The 18,532-nt window shown below is 59.6% G+C and carries 13 protein-coding genes and 1 riboswitch; of the genes, 5 read left to right on the top strand and 8 right to left on the bottom strand.

Features of this window, described 5'->3' with window-relative positions:
- Positions 1-77 precede the first annotated feature (77 nt).
- Complete coding sequence (locus ACEW7X_RS16960; RefSeq protein WP_130486341.1) at positions 78-1,838, top strand: hypothetical protein; 1,761 nt, start codon at positions 78-80, stop codon at positions 1,836-1,838.
- A gap of 182 nt (positions 1,839-2,020) precedes the next feature.
- On the opposite strand, the gene tnpC is transcribed toward ACEW7X_RS16960, so the two are convergent.
- The 4 genes from tnpC to ACEW7X_RS16980 all read right to left on the bottom strand — a co-directional run bounded on the left by tnpC (position 2,021) and on the right by ACEW7X_RS16980 (position 5,957).
- Positions 2,021-3,562, bottom strand: coding sequence for an IS66 family transposase (gene tnpC / locus ACEW7X_RS16965; protein ID WP_420177910.1), 1,542 nt, complete (start codon positions 3,560-3,562; stop codon positions 2,021-2,023).
- A 65-nt stretch (positions 3,563-3,627) separates the two neighbouring features.
- On the bottom strand, positions 3,628-3,957 hold the full coding sequence (gene tnpB / locus ACEW7X_RS16970) for an IS66 family insertion sequence element accessory protein TnpB (RefSeq protein WP_253104750.1): 330 nt from the start codon (positions 3,955-3,957) through the stop codon (positions 3,628-3,630).
- The gene (gene tnpA / locus ACEW7X_RS16975; protein WP_420177454.1) at positions 3,954-4,361 is read right to left on the bottom strand and encodes an IS66-like element accessory protein TnpA; all 408 of its coding nucleotides are present in this window, start codon (positions 4,359-4,361) and stop codon (positions 3,954-3,956) included. Before tnpA ends, tnpB begins: the two co-directional genes overlap by 4 nt.
- 150 nt (positions 4,362-4,511) lie before the next feature.
- The gene (locus ACEW7X_RS16980; RefSeq protein ID WP_127775479.1) at positions 4,512-5,957 is read right to left on the bottom strand and encodes a sodium:solute symporter family protein; all 1,446 of its coding nucleotides are present in this window, start codon (positions 5,955-5,957) and stop codon (positions 4,512-4,514) included.
- A gap of 135 nt (positions 5,958-6,092) precedes the next feature.
- Positions 6,093-6,201, bottom strand: a riboswitch (TPP riboswitch).
- 252 nt (positions 6,202-6,453) lie between these two features.
- On the opposite strand from ACEW7X_RS16980, the gene ACEW7X_RS16985 reads away from it, so the two are divergent.
- The 4 genes from ACEW7X_RS16985 (at position 6,454) to ACEW7X_RS17000 (ending at position 10,480) form a co-directional block, all read left to right on the top strand.
- A complete protein-coding gene (locus tag ACEW7X_RS16985; RefSeq protein WP_134837878.1) occupies positions 6,454-6,987 on the top strand; it encodes a TRAP transporter small permease in 534 nt (177 codons plus the stop codon).
- A complete protein-coding gene (locus ACEW7X_RS16990; RefSeq protein WP_068373510.1) occupies positions 6,984-8,264 on the top strand; it encodes a TRAP transporter large permease subunit in 1,281 nt (426 codons plus the stop codon). Before ACEW7X_RS16985 ends, ACEW7X_RS16990 begins: the two co-directional genes overlap by 4 nt.
- A gap of 94 nt (positions 8,265-8,358) precedes the next feature.
- Entirely contained in the window at positions 8,359-9,372 is a 1,014-nt protein-coding gene (locus ACEW7X_RS16995) for a TRAP transporter substrate-binding protein (RefSeq protein ID WP_068373512.1), read from the top strand.
- 61 nt (positions 9,373-9,433) lie between these two features.
- Positions 9,434-10,480 (top strand): Gfo/Idh/MocA family protein, encoded by a 1,047-nt coding sequence (locus ACEW7X_RS17000; protein WP_420177455.1) that lies wholly within the window; start codon positions 9,434-9,436, stop codon positions 10,478-10,480.
- Between the two features lie 142 nt (positions 10,481-10,622).
- Here the strand turns inward: ACEW7X_RS17000 and ACEW7X_RS17005 are convergent, their stop codons facing one another.
- The 4 genes from ACEW7X_RS17005 to ACEW7X_RS17020 form a co-directional block, all read right to left on the bottom strand.
- A complete protein-coding gene (locus ACEW7X_RS17005) occupies positions 10,623-12,026 on the bottom strand; it encodes a surface lipoprotein assembly modifier (protein WP_420177456.1) in 1,404 nt (467 codons plus the stop codon).
- A 204-nt stretch (positions 12,027-12,230) separates the two neighbouring features.
- Complete coding sequence (locus tag ACEW7X_RS17010; protein ID WP_134837881.1) at positions 12,231-13,016, bottom strand: hypothetical protein; 786 nt, start codon at positions 13,014-13,016, stop codon at positions 12,231-12,233.
- 121 nt (positions 13,017-13,137) lie between these two features.
- The gene (locus tag ACEW7X_RS17015; RefSeq protein WP_420177457.1) at positions 13,138-15,546 is read right to left on the bottom strand and encodes a PKD domain-containing protein; all 2,409 of its coding nucleotides are present in this window, start codon (positions 15,544-15,546) and stop codon (positions 13,138-13,140) included.
- 158 nt (positions 15,547-15,704) lie between these two features.
- Positions 15,705-18,464, bottom strand: coding sequence for a TonB-dependent receptor domain-containing protein (locus tag ACEW7X_RS17020; RefSeq protein ID WP_420177458.1), 2,760 nt, complete (start codon positions 18,462-18,464; stop codon positions 15,705-15,707).
- Positions 18,465-18,532: the final 68 nt, after the last annotated feature.

Genomic DNA, 18,532 nt, shown 5'->3' on the forward strand with positions numbered 1-18,532 from the left:
CCGCCGTCGCTCATGCAACCGGACGGTGGGACACAGCAAAATCTGGAGTCAATGTGAGCGGACTGGAAATTTTCCGTATGGCAGCAAGCCGAAGCGCCGCCCTATCCCTTTGCGCCTTCGCGCTGGCTGCTTGTGGTGGCGGCGATGGCGATGACAGCGATATCGGCGAAGGGCCTATTTCAACCACGAGCCAGTATCCTGCCGGCGTCTGGTCGGGCAAAAGCGGTGATGGCCAAACGATGTTCGGTATCGTCGACCCCGGCAGTGCGGGTGTGACGGGCAGCAACGGGAATTTCTTCTTTGCCCGTGGCGGTACCGATGAAACCGGCTATGACGGCCTGTATGGCAACTGGACGCAGTCCGGTGGCCGTTTCTCCGCCACCAATGCCACGTATTACATGCGCCCTGCCGTTTCCACCGGCACAGGTTCGTTCCGCTCCATTGCGTCGGTGACGGCAACGGTCGCTGGACGCACCACTGCCGCCTGGAACACGGATTCCGGCACCATGGACGGTCGCTTTACCTCGCCCTATTCCGCGTCGACGTTCATTACCTTCGGCATGGAATACGACAACCTGCTGTCGAGCCAGGATTCGAACCTGTTGATCACCAACGGCATTCAGGGGGCATATCGCGGCGATACTTCTGATGGTGGCGGCTGGGCCCTGTATGTGGACTGGGCAGGCCGCTTGAGCGGCCGCAGCGGCAACTGCCGTTTTTATGGCATGGTGACGCCTCGTAGCGACGCGGCCAATTCCGGTGCCACCAGCCCGTTCTATTCCGTCAGCATGACGCTGTACAACGACTTCGGTTCTACCACCAGCAATACCTGCGAACAGGCAGGCAATGCGCTGACGGGCACTGCCATCGTGCGCTACGACGACAGTTACCAGAAATCCGGCATCTGGCTGGCAACGCGCCTGGGCAATATCAATACCTATATTCTGGACGGTACTTACCTCAAGCCGGGCAATACTGCAGCGATTCCCCGCACGTTCAATACCTTTGCCAGCAATACCGCGAGCGCCGCGACCAACCCGATAGGCTCATGGAGCGGTACGGACCCCTTCACCGGCCAGGCCGTCAACATGGTGGTGCTGCCCAATCATGAATATTTGATGTACCGGGGCAGTGGTGATGGCGACGTGCTCTACAGCATCACGCGCCTGGGCATGGAAGGCAGCAATGGCCAGTTCTATGCCGACGACGCGCTGTTCTGGCGCCGCTACAACGATACGATCTACAGCGGCATTCATTTTGCGGGCACGCTGCGTAACGAGAACGTCGGCAATACGGTCAAGCTGCGTGGCCTGTACGATGATCCGTCCAATAACTTCTCGTCGACGGCAATTCGCGGCCTGCCGACCGCCACGGAAATGAGCTATGTGCAGCCGCCGCAGGAAACCGGCACGGAATTGTTCCAGGCGGTACGAAACGGTGGCCGCTATGAAGGGGAAGGCGGTTGGCTGTCGTTCGGCAGCCGTCCGGTGCTGACGTCGCTGACAGTAGAGGAAATCATGACGACCAATGACGATGACGAGCCGGTCGGGACTGGCCGCTATCGTATCGTCGGTGATGCGACCAAGGGTTGCAAGGCGGTGGCGTTGTTGAACAACCAGCCTTCCAGCGAAGCCAAGAACATGTTCGGCGTGGATAGCCTGCAGTATTCCGACGTGACCGAAGGCAGCTGCTCTTACAAGGGTCACCTGGCGCAGAACGGCGTATTGATCGTCGATACCGTTACTACCTCCGGCGGCAAGCTGGTGGCAAAGGACATCCGTTTGCTGGTGGCAGCCAACGACGGCTTCACCATCTTCAAGGCAGCGCAGAAGAACTGAGTGCCGGCTGAGCATATGCGGCCGGCTGATGAAGTGAAAACAGCCTGGAGGCCACGCCTCCAGGCTGTTTTTTGTCGCCGGGCCTCCCCAAGACAACTCCCTCCTGGGGGCAGCAAGCCGAAGGTGCGTAACCGTCCGGTCAACGCACATTGACGAACGGCCGCGTTAGCGGCCGTTATCTTTTAGCTTGTCGTGTCAGGTTGCCACCGATGCGGCAGCAACTCCTCGATCCGACTGTTGGGCTGCGTCGGCAAGCGCGTGAGCACATCCTTCAGATAAGCATACGGATCATGCCCATTGAGCTTGGCCGACTGGATCAGGCTCATCACGGCAGCCGCCCGCCGTCCCGCCCGCAGCGATCCTGCGAACAACCAGTTCTTGCGCCCAAGCGCCACCGGCCGGATCTGGTTCTCGATCCAGTTGTTGTCGATGGGCAAGCGCCCATCATCCAGGTAGCGCGTCAGCGCTGCCCAGCGTTTTAGGCTGTAGTCCAGGGCACGGCTGATGCCGCTATTGCCCGGCACCTTTTCCCGATGCGCCAGCAGCCAGGCGTGCAGCGCATCAGCCAGGGGCCGCGCTTGTTGTTGCCGTAATCGCTGCCGTGCTTCCGGCGTCAAGGTTTTGGCCTGGGCCTCGATGGCATACAGCGCCTGGATCGAGGCCAGCGCCTGTTCGGCGATCTGGCTTTTATTCGCCTGGTGCAGTTCGTGGAACTTGCGCCGGGCATGTGCCATGCAACCCACTTCCGTCACGCCTAGGCCGAAGCTGGCTTTGTAGCCCGCGTAGTCATCACAGATCAGGCTGCCTTGCCAGTCGCCCAGGAACGCACGGGCATGAGACCCGGACCGGCCCTCGGTAAAGTCATACACCACCGCTCGCAAGTCCTGGAACACGCCTGGCGCATAGGCCCAGAGGTAGCCGCGATGCGTGGCCTTGCTGCCAGGCTGCAGCACTTGTACCGGCGTTTCGTCGGCATGCAGTACGGGCTGCGCTAGCACCTCGGCACGCAGGGCATCAACCAGCGGTTGCAGCCGCACCCCGCAGACGCCCACCCATTCTGCCAGTGTGGAGCGCGCCAGTTTGACGCCAGCCCGTGCATAGATCGTTTCCTGACGGTACAGCGGCAGGTGATCCGCGTATTTGGCGACCAGCACCTGGGCCAACAGGCCCGTTGTTGCCAGACCTTTGTCGATCACCTGCGCGGGCACCGGCGCCTGGGTGATCGTCTCGCACTGGCGGCAGGCCCACTTGCCACGGATGTGACGCTCGACCGTAAAAGTGCCCGGTACATAGTCCAGCTTCTCGGTCACGTCTTCGCCAATGCGTTGCAACTGGCAGCCGCACTGGCAGGTTGTGTTGTCCGGCTCGTGGCGGATCTCGGTGCGCGGCAGCGCCGGCGGCAACGCCTGGCGCTTGGGTGCTGTAGCTGTTGGAGCCGACGGTCGCGTGCTGCTCAGCTGCAACAGCTCCTGTTCTATCGCCGCCAGATCAGCATCCACCGCATCATCCAGCAGACTGCCTTGTTCGCCCGCCAGGCGCTCACTCTTCTTGCCGTAGCGGTAACGCTTGAGGATCGCCAGCTCGTGCGTCAGTTGCCCGATGCGCGTTTCTTTGTAGAGATTGTCCTGGTTCAGCCGTTCGACCTGGCCCGTCAACTGCTGCACCAACGCTTGCAAGGCAGCGTTATCCAGTTGGGTCAGGTCGGGAACGGGCAATTGAGACATGGCGCCAATGATGCCATGCAGCATGCCATCACGCCATTGCCGATGCCCCCGATTGCGCGCTGTGGCTACAGCACGCTCAGGCTGCCATCCGCATTCATGCGCTGCCACGGCAGACCCACCACCAGGGCGCATGCCTGTTCCACCGACAGGTTCACGTGACTGCCCAGCGTCGGCCATGCGAACTGGCCCTGGTGCAGGCGGCGTACCGCCATCCAGATACCGAAGCCATCGTGGATCAGCACTTTCATGCGTGTACCACGACGGTTGGCGAACAGGTACGCGTGATGCGGCTGCGCTCGACCGAACACCGCCACCACCTGCATCAGCAACCTGTCCATGCCGCTGCGCATGTCCACCGGCTCCACGCCCAGCCAGATGTGGTCGATGCGAATCATGTCAGCAACACCTTCAGACACACTGCCAAGCGGTCGGCGTACTCGGCGGGCCAGTGAAGGCGAACAGGGCCTTTGCTCGACGGCAGTTCTACTGTGATCTGCCCCCGGACTGAGGAGGCATGCATAGGGGCGAGCGATGGATCCGTCATCGTGGCAGGTTTCAACTCGATGAAGTCAGGCGCCGGGCGGATCATTGTGACGTCCAGTCTCGATGCTGATGCTACTGCCAGATATGGCTCCCGTATCCACTTGCGCAGCAGATTGGCATTGACGCCATGCGCCTGCGCTATCGCCGCTACCGAGACATGTGGCTGCTGACATTGCGCGACCAATTCCGCCTTGTATTCGTCCGTGTACCGACGGCGACGCCGACGGCCTGGGCTTTCTTCTAACTTTAAGAGCATACGTGTCCACCTGTTTAAGTGGACACGTATGCTCTTCGATCTCTGGCAACCATTCAAGGTGGGTTCGCCGGACGGTTACGAAGGTGCAGCGTTAGGGACAGTTTTTGGTAGCCGGCCGGGCTGGTGGCGGGCCCGCCCGTCTGGCAGTCATCAATCCTGGTCCAGCCGCTGCACCGCCAGATGCAAGTCCTCCAATTTGAACTCTTGCCGCTTCGGCAGCACGAATTGCAACAGCCAGACCACGGCGACCGGCACCAATGCGGCCAGCAGGAAGGATTCCAGCAGCGTGTTCATGTTGCCGCTGGGTGACGGGAAATAGGTCAGGCCAGCCGCCAGGCCGGCAAGGGTGCCCAGCGTGGCCGTGCGGCCGTCGTGGCGGCGGCTGTAGAGGCCATAGAACACCGGGAATGCGGCGGCGGCGCACAGCAGGTCTGCCAGCAGGAACAGGTACAGCACGCTATAGCCTTGCGCCGAGACAATCATCACGGGAATGGCCAGCAGCATGATGAGCCAGCGGGCCAGGCGCAGCAGCGTGGTCGTGCTGGTATTGGGGGCCAGGCGTTTGACATCCACGGCAATAATGCTGGAGACCGCGCTGATCACGGTATCGGCGCTGCTCATGACCAGCGCCAGCCCCAGCGGGATGAGCGCAATGGCGAACCAGAGCGGCACATCCGGCATGATGATGGTGAAGAGCGCGATCGAACTATCGCCCTGGGGGTGGTAGGCGACGAAGGCCAGGCCGAACAGGCCCATCACGAAAATGAAGGGCACCACCAGCACGCCGCCCAGCAGGAAACCGCGCCGCATGGACGGGATATCCTTGGCGGAATAAACACGCTGCCAGTTGCCCTGGTGGAAGATGCCGGTCAGCAGGATGGCGACGAAGAACGTGACGCCTGCCTTGAGGCCGGTGGCGTTGGTCAGATCCAGCAGTTGCGGCGCCTGCTGGCGCAGTATCTCGGCCGTGGCGCTGATGCCGCCCGTGGCCTTCCAGCCCAGCCACAGCATGACCAGTAACAGCGGCACGATGATGACGATCTGCACCTTGTCGGTAAAGATGGAGGCGCGCAAGCCGCCATAGGCCGTATAAAGCAGCGTGAAGCCCATGACGATGGCCGCAGTGACCCACAGCGGGATGGGGGCGAGCAGCGTGACCAGCTTGGCGATGGCCGTGATTTCCGCCGTCAGCGAGATGAACATATAGAACAGCATGATCAACAGCGTCAGCACGTACATCGGACGGCCATAGCGTACGATCAGGAACTCGGTCAGCGTGTGGCCGCGCGGGCTGAGTTCACGCATGCGCTGGCCCAGCGGAATCATGATCAGTCGTGGGGACATCGAGCCCAGGGCATAGCCGATCACTGCGGCCAGGCCCCCCCAGGTGGCAGCTTGCGGGGGCGAGAACAGAATCCAGGCGCCCAGCGAGGAGGCCATCAGCGTCAGGATGGTGGCAAAGGAACCCTGGCTGTTGCGAGCAACGATGAAGTCTTCGAGGTTATCGCGCTGGCGGCGGGCATAAAACACGCCAGCCAGGGCATAAAGCGCCGAAAAACCCAGCAGCCAGGCCAGGGTGGCGTTTTCAGTGAGCATGACAGCGCATCTCCTGCGGCGATCCTTCAGGATGGCCGCAAAATCTGGCTGCGCGCAAAAAGGGGAACAGGCGTGTACCGGAAAGGCACAGCAACCCGGCGCGCAACCATGGGTTGAAGAAGCGGACAGGCGCGCGCGTGGGCAGACTCCCTTCCCTTCGCCGGCATGATCCGGATCAGGTTCTAAGGGTCACCGCGATACAGCGGAATCTCAGCCCATTGAGTGGGCCCCCCCAGGAACGCTGGCAAGCGTAGAGGGCCAGGGGGGATTTGTCAATGAATGATAGGCATTTTTATGTCGGGTTCCTAGGCCGGATGCCAGGCGCGGGAATTAAGCGCCTGATTCGGAGGAATTATCAACAATTCGTGTTTTTTGAATCCATGCAAAGGGGGCTGATGTGGTTTGCCTGCAAATCTACACTTAGCCTGCCCTTGTCCCGTCCGGCTGGTCTGCATAGGAACCGAGGCAGGCAAGGCATGAGAATGGAGACAAAAAAATGATGCAATGGGTGGAGCGGCTTTGCCGTTTGATAGACATGCTCATCGGAATTGCCTTGGCGGTGATGGTGGTTCTGGTGTTCAGCAATGTGGTGTTGCGGTACGCATTTAATTCAGGCATCGCCATTTCGGAAGAAATGTCGCGCTGGCTGTTTATCTGGATCACGTTCATGGGGGCGGCGGTCGCGGTGCAGCAGCGCACGCATATGGGCACGGACTTGTTCGTGCGCCTGTTGCCGCGCCGTCTGCGCTGCTGTTGCCTGGGGCTGGGGCAGTTGCTGATGATGTATGTCTGCAGCCTTTTGCTGCAAGGCAGCTGGGAACAGATGATCATCAATTGGGATACCAATAGCGCGGCCATGGAAATTTCCACGGCCTGGTTCTATGGCGCTGGCGCCCTGTTCGCCCTGTTGGCGGGCTTGACGCTGCTGCTGCAGTTCTTGCGTCTGGTAACGGGCAAGGCAACACAGGAAGAACTGGGGTTTGCGGCCGAGCAGGCGGGTGAACGCCTGGTGAAGGAGGCCCGCTCATGACCATTCTGGTCTTTGTTGGTGCCCTGATTGGCGCCATGGCGCTGGGCATTCCCATCGCGTTTTCGCTGCTGCTGAGTGGCGTGGCCCTGATGTGGCATCTGGACTTGTTCGATGCGCAGATCCTGGCCCAGAACCTGGTCAATGGCGCGGATAGCTTTCCGTTGCTGGCCGTGCCGTTCTTCATGCTGGCCGGGGAAATCATGAATGCCGGCGGTCTGTCGCGGCGGATTGTGACGCTGGCCATGGCGCTGGTCGGGCATATTCGCGGCGGCCTGGGCTATGTGACCATCATGGCGGGCTGCATCATGGGCGCGTTGTCGGGTTCCGCCGTGGCGGACGCGGCTGCCCTGACTGCCTTGATGCTGCCGATGATGGTCGCCGCCGGGCACGATAAAGCGCGTTCGGCTGGCCTGATTGCTTCCGCCGGCATTATTGCCCCTGTCTTGCCGCCTTCCATCGCCCTCGTCATTTTCGGTGTGGCCGGCAATGTGTCCATTGCCCGGCTGTTCATGGCGGGCATTGTGCCCGGGCTGTTGCTGGGCATTGCCTTGTGGCTGGCGTGGTGGTGGCTGGTCCGCCGTGAAACTGTGGAAATTGGGGCGCGCCGCTCGCGTGCAGAGGTCCGCGAAGCACTGCGCGAATCCGCCTGGGCGCTGGGCCTGCCGGTATTGGTTGTGGTGGGCTTGCGCTTTGGCGTCTTTACGCCCACGGAGGCCGCCGTGGCGGCGGCAGTCTATGCCCTGCTGGTTTCCATGCTGGTGTACCGCGAACTGTCCTGGCGCGCGCTTTGCGATGTGTTTGTCGGGGCGGCCCGCACCAGTTCCATCATTATGTTCCTGGTGGCGGCTGCCATGGTGTCCGCCTGGCTGATCACGATTGCCCAGTTGCCGGCGCAAATCGTCACGCTGCTGCAGCCGGTGCTGGATCACCCCAAACTGCTGATGCTGGCGATCATGCTGCTGGTACTGGTGATAGGCACGGCGCTGGATCAGACGCCCTGCATTCTGTTGCTGACGCCTGTGCTGATGCCAGTCGTCAAGGCGGCGGGGATTGATCCGGTGTATTTCGGCGTGATGTTTGTGCTGAATACATCCATCAGCCTGATTACCCCGCCTGTGGGAACGGTGCTGAACACCGTGGCAGGGGTAGGCAAAGTCGGCATAGACAGTGTCATCCGCGGAATCGGGCCGTTCCTGCTCGCCATGATTGCGCTGCTGATGCTGCTGGTGGCTTTCCCAGGAATCATCACAGTACCCGGAGCCTGGCTGTACGGCTGAGTTCGGCAGGCTTTTACGACGCCGGCCACCCAAACCTGGGTGACCGGCAGCAGGCCCGCCCAGCCGGGCCAATAAAAAAAACGAGGAGAACTTCATGTTTGCAAAGCAATTCATCAAAGCCGCCCTGCTGGCCGCAGGACTGGCCGCATCCAGTGCGGCGCTGGCGCAGGATATACAGGCGCGTACGCTCAAGCTGGCGACGGCCAGCCCGGAGGGGCATGCCGGCGTCGTTGGCGCGCACCGGTTTGCGGATCTGGTGGCGGAGAAATCCGGCGGCAAAATGAAAGTGAATCTGTTTCCAGGCGGCGTCCTGGGGGGCGATGCGCAAACCATCTCTGCCACGCAAGGCGGTACTATCGACTTCGTTCTGGTCAATACCGGGATTTTTTCCAACCAGGTGAAGGAAGCCGGAATTTTTGATTTCCCGTTCCTGTTTGCCAGCGCGGAAGAAGCCGACAAGGTGGTGGACGGCCCGGTTGGGCAAGCCATCCACAAGAAGTTCGAAGACAAGGGCATGGTGGGCCTAGCTTACTGGGAACTGGGTTTCCGGAACATTACCAACAACCGGCGCCCGATTCAGACGGTTGAGGATATCGACGGCCTGAAACTGCGCGTGATTCCCAGCACCATCAACCTGGATTGGGTGCGCGCGGTGGGCGGCAACCCGACGCCGCTTGCCTGGCCCGAGGTATATGCAGCGCTGGAACAGCGTGCCATCGACGGCCAGGAAAATCCGGTCACCATCATTTCGGCCAACCGTCTGGATGAAGTGCAGAAACACATGGTGATGACACGGCACGTCTATAACCCGCAATCCCTGGTGATGAGCAAGCGCACCTGGGACAAACTGTCGGAGGCGGAGCAGACGATTGTGAGTGACGCGGCCAAGGAAACGGCCGTGTTTCAGCGCCAGTACCAGCGTGAAAGCGAAGGGGCTGCGCTGGAGAAATTGAAACAGGGCGGGATGCAGGTAACGGAGCTGTCGGATGAGCAGCAACAGCACTTGCGTGAGCTGATGAAGCCGGTGATTGCCAAGCACGCCGCCATCGTTGGCCAGGAAACCGTTGATGCAGTACAGGCGGAGCTCGCCGGCCTGCGTGGCGAGTAAAGAAGATGCCCGGCCGGCAAGGCGCCGGCCGGGATATGGTTAGCAACAGGAGCAGTCAGTGATGAGCAAGACCCGCATAGCGGTGGCCGGCGCCGGATATATCGGCCAGGCGCATATGGACAGTATTCGTCGTAATGAAACCTGCGAATTGGCAGCGATTGTGGATCCGTCGCCTGCGGCGCAGGAAGTGGCGCGCCAGGCCGGCGTGCCCTGCTACCCTTCCCTGGCCGCCATGCTGGCGGTTGAGCGTCCTGATGGCGTCATCCTGGCCACCCCCAACCAGTTGCACCTGGCGCATGCCAATGAGTGCCTGGACGCGGGCCTGCCCATTTTGCTGGAAAAGCCGGTGACAGCCACGGTGGAAGAAGGCGAAGCCCTGATGCAGCGCGTGGAAGCCGAAGGCGCCAAGGTGCTGGTTGGCCACCACCGCACGCACAGCCCCATCATGGCGCAGGCGCGTGAAATCGTGCAATCCGGGCGCCTGGGGCGCCTGGTTTCCGTCATGGGCAGCGCGCAATTCTTCAAGCCGGACGAATATTACGCCAGCGCGCCCTGGCGCAAGGAACCGGGCGCGGGCCCGGTGCTGCTGAACATGATTCACGAAGTGCACAACCTGCGCATGCTGTGCGGCGAAATCATTGCCGTGCAGGCCTTCGCATCGAACGCGGTGCGCGGCTTCGCGGTGGAAGACACGGCAGCCATCAACCTGCGTTTTGCCAATGGCGTGCTGGGTGTGTTCATGCTGTCCGACACGGCCGCCAGCGCCAGCAGCTGGGAACAGACCAGCCAGGAAAACCCGGCCTACTCCACCTATGGCGACGAAGACTGCTACACCCTGGCGGGCACCATGGGTTCGCTGGCCGTCCCCACCATGCGCATGAAAACCTACGCGCGCGAGGCTGACCGTTCGTGGTGGAAGCCGTTTGAAGTTGGCGGCGAAGACGTGCGCCGTGGCGACCCCATCGACTTCCAGCTGGCCCACTTTGCTGCCGTGGTGCGCGGCGAAGCCGAACCGCTGGTCACGGTGCGCGACGGCGTGCAGAACCTGCGCGTGACCGAAGCGATAGTCCAGGCAGCGGCGACGGGGAAGGTGGTGAAGCTGGGTTGAACCACCTGCCTGGAAGCCTGTTCTGCATGCTTACGGCCTGTTGATAAGTATGGGTATAAGTATGTTGAAAGGTTGTGGATGACAGGGTCTGTCTATGAGTTTTCTGCCGCACAGCGAGAGCATGCGGCAGAAAAATCCAGTCTTAGAATATCTTTCTCAGGCCCAGTGTGACGCGGTTCTTCTCGTATGAATAAGCATGTGGAATATTGCTGTGGTTGTTGCGGTATTCATAGCTGAATGAGGGCGTTAGCCCCTGCCAGGCCAGGCGTGGCACGGTGATGCCTAGGTAGATCGTGTTTTCGCGGTCTTTCTGGCGGCGGCCATTAAAAAGAAAGTTGGCGGCTTCGGCATGTTTACGGCGGTGGCCATAGGCAAGGTTGACAGTCAGTTGGTCACCAAAGACTTTATAGATACCGACGCGGGCAATGTTTTCATGGTAGGCCAGCGTTTTCGATTCAGCATCGCTGTCGCGCCATGTCAGCATGCCGTAGAGCTGCATGCTGGGTTGAAGCATGTAGGTACCAAATAATGACGCACTGCGATAATTGCCTTGCAGGAAATTGAAGCGATCCGAAAAGTGCCGGTCCTTGTATTCCAGGCTGGCTTCCAGTTGCGCGCGTGGCGTTAACTGGCGGCTGAAGCTCGCGCGCAGACCGAACGAATGATAGGCGCGATGTCCCCCTTCATTGTCATATTCGAAGGTAGGCAGGAGCTGAAACTGATTGCGTGCGGAACTGTATTGATACCCTAGGGAATTAATGGAAACCAGATTGTTGTAATCGTCTTCGTGATAATACTGGTTGCCATAGTTGATGCTGCGGAACAGCAGGCCATGGTGTCCGGAAAGCGCCCACAGTTTGTTGGCGCTGGCTTCAAAATAGGTGCCGCTGTCGCTGATTTTTTCGCCGGGTTTGTTGCTGAAGCAGGAGCCGGCCAATACCAGGGCGCAAGCGTCTACATATGTAGACGCTTGATTTAGATTGTCTTCATGAACCCAGTCGGCAGAGAGCGAAAATTGCCATTGCTGGCGGCGCTCGATGGCGCCGATGTATTCGTTGATGAATTGCTGGATCTCATTGGGCAGAGATTGAGATCGCAATTGCCGGAAGGTGGTGTCAGCCTCTTTCAGGCGTCCGTCCAGGTAGAGGATCTGGCCAAGGTCCAACAGGCCGCGCAAGAAGCCGGGGTTGGTGCGTAATACTGCCTGATAGGTTTCGATGGCTTCGGTATAGCGTTCGTCGGCAGCCAGGCGGCTGGCCTTCACGAAATCGAACAGTGCGGGATCATGGCGTGGCACTTGCGCATATTGACGCAGCAGTCTGTCTGCGCCGAACCAGTCTTGCTGATTCACTGCATCGAGAATACCGAGCGTCAGGGTTTGCAGACGGTCATACGGATTCTGGCTCAGCTCGGTCAACCCTGCGTTGGTTCTTCTTTCGTCGGCATCGGAGGGCGCTGCCTCCTGCTGCAATTGCCGGGCGCGTTGTTCGGTGCCTTGCCAAAGACGGTCACTGGTGTCCTGTTGCGCCCAACTGGCAGCGGGCAAGGCAAATCCAATTAAAAGCAGGGCCAGGTGGGATCGCAATGGCTTGTGCGGGTGAAATAACAGAAAGCGCATGGGGTCGTTCCAGTTCGGTGCTGCCAATAAACGCGGAACCTGCCCTTGCGGACAGGTTCCGGACGGACACGCCTCAGGCGTGTCCGAAGTCCCTGGATGTGTTGACCGTAAGGTTAATCATGGCAGGCCTGTTTATTGCGCAATACCGCCGAAGGCGGCCTGGAAGTCGCTGCCGCCATTGACCGTGCCAGCCAGCGCGCTGTTGGCGCCTGCACCGTAGAAGTGACCGTTCACGCTGTTGTTGTACGACGTGCCTTTATAGGTCGAGTGGCCATCAAACGTACCCGCCGTGGCATTGACGTTATTGGCGTTGATCGCCAGCGTATGTGCCGCCGCAGCATCCGCCAGGGAACCGCTCAAAACGGTCTGCGCTCCATTCAGGTTGAGCGTACCGGTCAGTTTGACCGGGCTGCTGCCGTCAACAGCGCCTGCGACCAGCAAACCGGCGGCGTTATAGGAAGTACCGCCAGCCGGTGCAGCGAAGCCGGTACGATCGCCGGTTTCGAAGGCCTGGGTCACGTTCGTAGTGTCTTTCTTCGTCACCAGGCCGAAGTAAACCTTGAGCGCGCCGTTGGAAGCCGTCGGCACTTGTACCCAGTTGAAGTTGTAGTCCTTCGTGTCAGGGGTAGGCCCCGGGCTGGAGTGAGCGTAATCCTTCAACTGGTAGCGGGTGAAGCCGTTGAACGTATCTTGCTTGGTGAAAGGCAGCGAGATGCTTTGCAGGCTGATCACCCACGTTTCACCTTCGCCCAGCCCGATGCCGGGCGCGCCGACCGGGCCATGGAAGCCGGTGGAGGTGGTTGCGCCGGCGCGCAGGAAGACGTCGTTGCTGGTAACGCTGCCAATGCTTTGCGCATGGACGGCACCAACAGCGGTTGCCAGGGAAATACCAACAAACACTTGCTTCAATGTAAACATGAAAAGCTCCTAGAATGATGTGCATTCACATCGTTTGCTGGGGCACGGAATGGCAGCCAGGGACAGGCTGTTATTCCGTGCCGGTTATCACGCCGGATGGCGTGAATTCATGATTCAGCGCTCAGTGATTGACCAGAACGCTGAAGTCGTTTCTTTCCTTGAAGCGGAAAGACCACGAAAAGCCGTATGACTTAACCTGTGCGTCCCGCTCTGCCTGGGAAAGCGACAATTCATCGGGTATCAGTGGCCGGACAAGCGTGACAGCCAGGCTTTCACCTTTGCGTATGACTTTGCCTTCCTCCAATCCCTGGAATGAAGCCACCAGGCCATCCTTACCTGTAGTCTTCACATCAGTGATCGTGTAGTCGCGGTCATACGCCTTGAGGTAATAGCGCTCGACATAGCCGTACTCTCCGGCGGTCTCAACATTGGTATGCGAGGTTCGTTGGTATGGGAAAAATAGCTGATAAGGGGTGGGCTCGCCTTCAGGTGTCGCACGAACGAACAACAACGAGGGGTAATCATTCTGTTTCACGACATTGAAGTTGTAGACATGCTCGTGACTATCAATGCCGTCGCTGGTCAGAAGACGGAACTCGTAATTTCCAGGAACCTTGGCGAATGTCCTGTTAATGAAACCTAGTTCTCCGATGGTACCGTTTGTCTGCCCGCTGATGCTTGCTATTGCCAACTCAGGGTCGCCCGTGTGGCGTGTCTGGGTCAGCAAGTAATACAGGGGCCTGTCGTTGTCCGGATCGCTGAGGCGCGCGAAGAACATCGTTGTACATTCAAGGCAGATCGCCTGGTCCGGAGCAGCCGTGACAGAAGAGATGATGTTTGTTGTTACCGGTGCGGTATTCAGTGTCCCCACTGGCGGGTTGTTTTTTGTTTTTGCAAAAACGCTGACGAAGGAGTCACGTCTGAGTTCAGCGTCGGCCTTGCCGTCGCTGACGTGTAATTGCGCCGTATACATGCCTGGCTGGTCTGGAATGAAGCTGGCCTCTACGCTGGTATCTCCCACAAGGGTGGCCTGGCTGCCATCGGGCCGATCCGCCCATGTCCATTTGTATTGCAAGGGGTCTCCGTTGGCATCGGTGCTACCTTTGGCGCTCAGCGATGCGGTCGTGTTCACCATGACTCGAGCGAATTCTGTAGAGGCAACAGCCTCCGGCACAGCGTTCGCGCCCGCCTTGATATGCAGGACTTGATAGGCTTCCGCGCTGCTCAGGCCGGCACTGTTCTTGACAACCAGGCTGACGCCGAATTTGCCGGCAGTGGTGGATGGGATACCCACGTAGTTAGAGGCAGAGGTGGTTGTGGTTTTCTGCCCGGGTGTCTCCAGGTTCCACCAACTCCAGGTGTAAGTGAGATTGGTATCATCCTTGACATCTCCTGTTCCTAGCGATGAGACGCTGCAAACTTGATAGTAGGGGTAGGGGCCATTGTGTTCGCATTCCATATCATTGCCATAGTTGATCCTGGCAACAGGAGCGGTATCAGGCGTATCCGAAGCGGCGCTAACCGTGAGTACGATATCCTTGATCGTTTCTACGCTTTGGTCATAAACCACGAGTTGCATGCGATAGCGCCCGACCGCATCGGGAATGATTTCGGCAATGGCCTGATTGGCATTGCTAATGCTGCTAGAGGAAATAGCGGGTTTGAATCGTGGCGCGTATCCCGGATTGAAGCGCCAGCGGTAGTGCAAGGTATCGCCATCAGGGTCGTAGCTGTCGCTGCCATCCAGCTTTACCGCTTTGCCTACCGTACCGGTCAGTGCCAGCTCATTGCCAAGGTACGCCGGTTCGCCATCTGTCTTGATGACAGCAACGGGGCTGCTGTTCGAGACATTGGCTTTGATGACAGCATCTACCGGTGCAGAGCGCTTGTCGCCATGGGTGACAACCAGTCGGACTTTATATTCGCCGATCTTGCTGGCAACAAAGCTGGCAATGGGTTGATCTGCGTGCTGGAGTTCGATGACGGCTCCGTCTCCGGGCTGGGTGACCAGCGTCCATTCATAGCGGAGTTTGCTGGGGTCAGCATCGGTGGGCGGCTGACTGGCACTGCCATCAAGCGTAACGGTGCTGTTGAGCAACACTGCTTGTTCGGGTGACTTGATAACTGCCACCGGATCCGGATTGGTGGCTGTGATGACAACGCTGGCATTGTTGCTGCTGGCGGTGCCATCGTTGACCACCAGCGTGGCGGTATATTCGCCGGCCCGGTCCGGGGTGAACCCGGTGCTGGAAGCTGTTGTGCTGGTCAAGGCAGCCAGGCTGGATTCTGGTTTAGGCCCCAGTTCCCATGCATAGCTCAGCGTGCCGCTATTGGGGCTGCTGCTGGCGCTACCGTCCAGGGTGACGGCCGTACCCAATGGAATGCGGGTCTGGCTGGCTGAGATTTTTGCTGTCGGTTTGTTGACGGTATCGTCGCCATCGCTGCCCCCGCCGCCGCCGCAGGCGGCCAGCAGCGTGGTGGCGCTGGCCAGGCTGGTCAACAGCAGTTTGCGAAATACTGTGGGTGTCATTGTTTGAGTTCTCCCTTCGTGATCGTTGGTGTGCCCGGGTTCTGTGCCGTTGCGATTCAATCAGGTCGCCCGGGTTAATTTATGTAATGAAAATGAAATTGAGAAATATTCATATGAAAAGTGCGCATGAATGGCTGTGCAGGTCTCGATGACGGTTCTTAAAATTGCAGCGTGACGCCCAGTTTGGCGGTACGCCCCGGAGCAGGAACCAGGCCCAGCCCCAGGGCATCCAGGTAAAAGCGGTCGGTGAAGTTATCTAGGTTGAAATCGACGGTGACACTGTCGTTGACTTTGTAGCTGGCGAAGAAATCGAAGACTTTGTATTTGTGCCAGGGCACGATTTTGAGGAAGGCACGGTTGGTATCGTTGTTGTATTCGGGCGCATTGGTGCGTTGCCCCATGAAGGTGCCGCGCAGGCCCAGGGTGAGCTTGCGCTGCAATAGCCGTGTGCCCAGCATGAGGCTGCCATGCCATTTCGGCGGAATCATGTTGTTGATGTAGCTGGCGGCAATGCCGTAATCGTTGCATTCGTTGACACGGTAGCTGCCGGCGTAGCAGATCTCGATCTCGTTGTATTTGGTGACGCCGAACTCGGTGAAGAACACGCCGGCGTCATAGCTGCCGGCAAATTCCATGCCGTGGAAGCGGGCGCTGTCGATATTGCGCATGACCAGCGTGTCTGCCGTGATCTGTTCTCCGCCTACGCCCCATTCCCCGGCGTTGGGGGTGGTACGGGTCAGGTAGTCTTTGGTGAAATTACGAAAATACGCGGCTTTCAGGCGCAGTTGGTCATGGCTGCCCAAGAGGCCGTTGCTCATGAAATTCAGGCCGATTTCCCGATTCCTGGCCCGTTCCGGTTTCAACGGGACATCCGGGACCGATTCGAAAGAGAACCCGCTGGTGCTTTCGAACAGGCTGGGCATGCGCATGGCTTCGGCATAACGGCCATAGAACTGCAGTCCTGAGACCGGTTCCCAGGTTAGGCTGACGATGGGGGTACTGCCGCTGGAGCGGTTGCTGTTTTCCAGCGGGTCGCATTTGCCGTCGCCATCGGCATCCACACAATAAGGGCTATCGTTGCTGTAGATGGTGATGGGTTTGTCATCCTGGGAATGGAAACGGCTGTAGCGCAAGCCGGCATCCAGTGTCAGGCTGTTGACGGGTTTGTACTGCAAGGCGATGAATGCGCTGTACTCCTTGCGATCGCCATTGCGCCCTGCCTTGTCACGGAAATCTTCAGTCAGGGGGATGGTGTAGACGTCTTCCCATTGCCCGGCCACACCATAGCGGAACTGGCTTTCCCCAAGGCGGCCAAGATCCAGCGTAGTGGTATTGCTGAGATCCAGCCCTGTGCGTTTATAGGTTTCCCGTTCGTTGTTGTAGACGTTGACCTGGGTTGCGCTGGGGCTGTTGTTGGTAGATTTTGTGCGGGTATGCCAGAGGTTGGCGCGCAGATCCAGCCAGGGGTTGTCGGCCGGTACCCAGCGGTAACGGCTGGTGTAGGTATTGGCGACAACCTCGCTGTTTTCCGGCTGAGTGATCGGGACGAAGTTTTCAGTACGGAAGATCGTGCCTGGCATCAGCTCGGCATAGCTGCTGCTGTAGCGCAACCAGCTCAATTCCAACTCCTGGTCGGCAGGCAAATAGATTTTTGCTTTCAATAATCCGGATTTAGCTTCGTAGTTTGTGCCAGAAATGCGTTCGCCTGCTTGGAAGCGAGATGCGCCCTGAATGACCGGGTAGACCTCGGTATAGAAGGGTTTTTTCTTCGTGTTGGATAGATCCATCCAGGCTGAGGGGCCATGGGTGCCGGCATAGTAATTGCCTTGGTGGCGTTGGGAATATGCCGCGACCAGGTCGACATGATCCAGCCGCTTGGCGATGGCCAGGCTGCCAGACCAGCTTTTGGGTTTGAAGGTACCGGGGCGGTCCATGCCCTCGGCATACCCCCAATCATCAGGCATGGCGTATTCGCCGCTGCAAATATCCTCAGTCAGGCAATCCTGACGGTATACCGGAGCCGCTCCCTGAAAATTCCCCGTAAACAGCCCAGCGGGCGTGCCTGGTTCGATGGGCGAACCGCTGTTATTCCCTATCGCCTGCCCCCGCACCCGCATGCCGAAGCTTTCGCCATCCTTGACGATGTCGGCGGCATCCAGGGTGCGCATGGTAACCAGGCCGCCGGTGGCGCCTGTGCCCTGGGCGCTCATGACGGGGCCCTTTTCGATGGTGATGCCGCCGATCAGGTCTGGGTCGACGTAGCTGCGTGAAATGACGCCGGAGTAGCCGCGGTTGACGGTGGTTTCCTGGCGCGCGCCGTCGACGAGGATGGGTACCCGTCCCTGCCCCTGCATGCCACGAATGTTGATGTCCAGCCCGCCGGAGTTGCGGTTTTCGCCGACCAGCACGCCGGGCACGCCCTGGAAGATGTCACCGACGGAGGTGCCACGGAAGCGCTCGATGTCGTCGCGGGTGAGGACGCTGGCTGATAAGGCGCTCTGGTAAGGCATGTCCTTGGCGTCCTGTGCCTGGCCGATGACTTCCACGCTGCTGAGTTCGGCCACGCCACGGCCATTGTTTTCAGGGCGGGCACGCAGGCGCCAGCCGCCTTCCGGGGTGGCGATGGCTTCCAGGCGGGTGCCGGCCAGCAGCAGTGTGAGTGCCTCTGCAGGACGATAGCTGCCATGAACACCCAGGCTGTGTTCCCCCGCGGTCAGTGCCGGGTCTACCGTGACCAGGCTGCCAGAGGTGCGCCCGAATTGGATCAGCGCCTGGCTCAGGGGGCCAGCGGGAATGGCGTAGTCAACGCGGGCTGGATCGGCCTGCGCCACGGCCTGGGCGGCATGGGCATTATGAATCGACCACAAGGGCTGGGATAGCAGGCCCAGCAAGGCGCAGCATAGGAGAGTCCGTGTCATGCGAGGCTGGCTGGCGGCCAGGATGCGGCACGGGCGGAAGGGACGGCACAAGGACATGAACAGTTCTC

The organism is Kerstersia gyiorum, assembly GCF_048595715.1.
GTDB lineage: Bacteria > Pseudomonadota > Gammaproteobacteria > Burkholderiales > Burkholderiaceae_B > Kerstersia > Kerstersia gyiorum.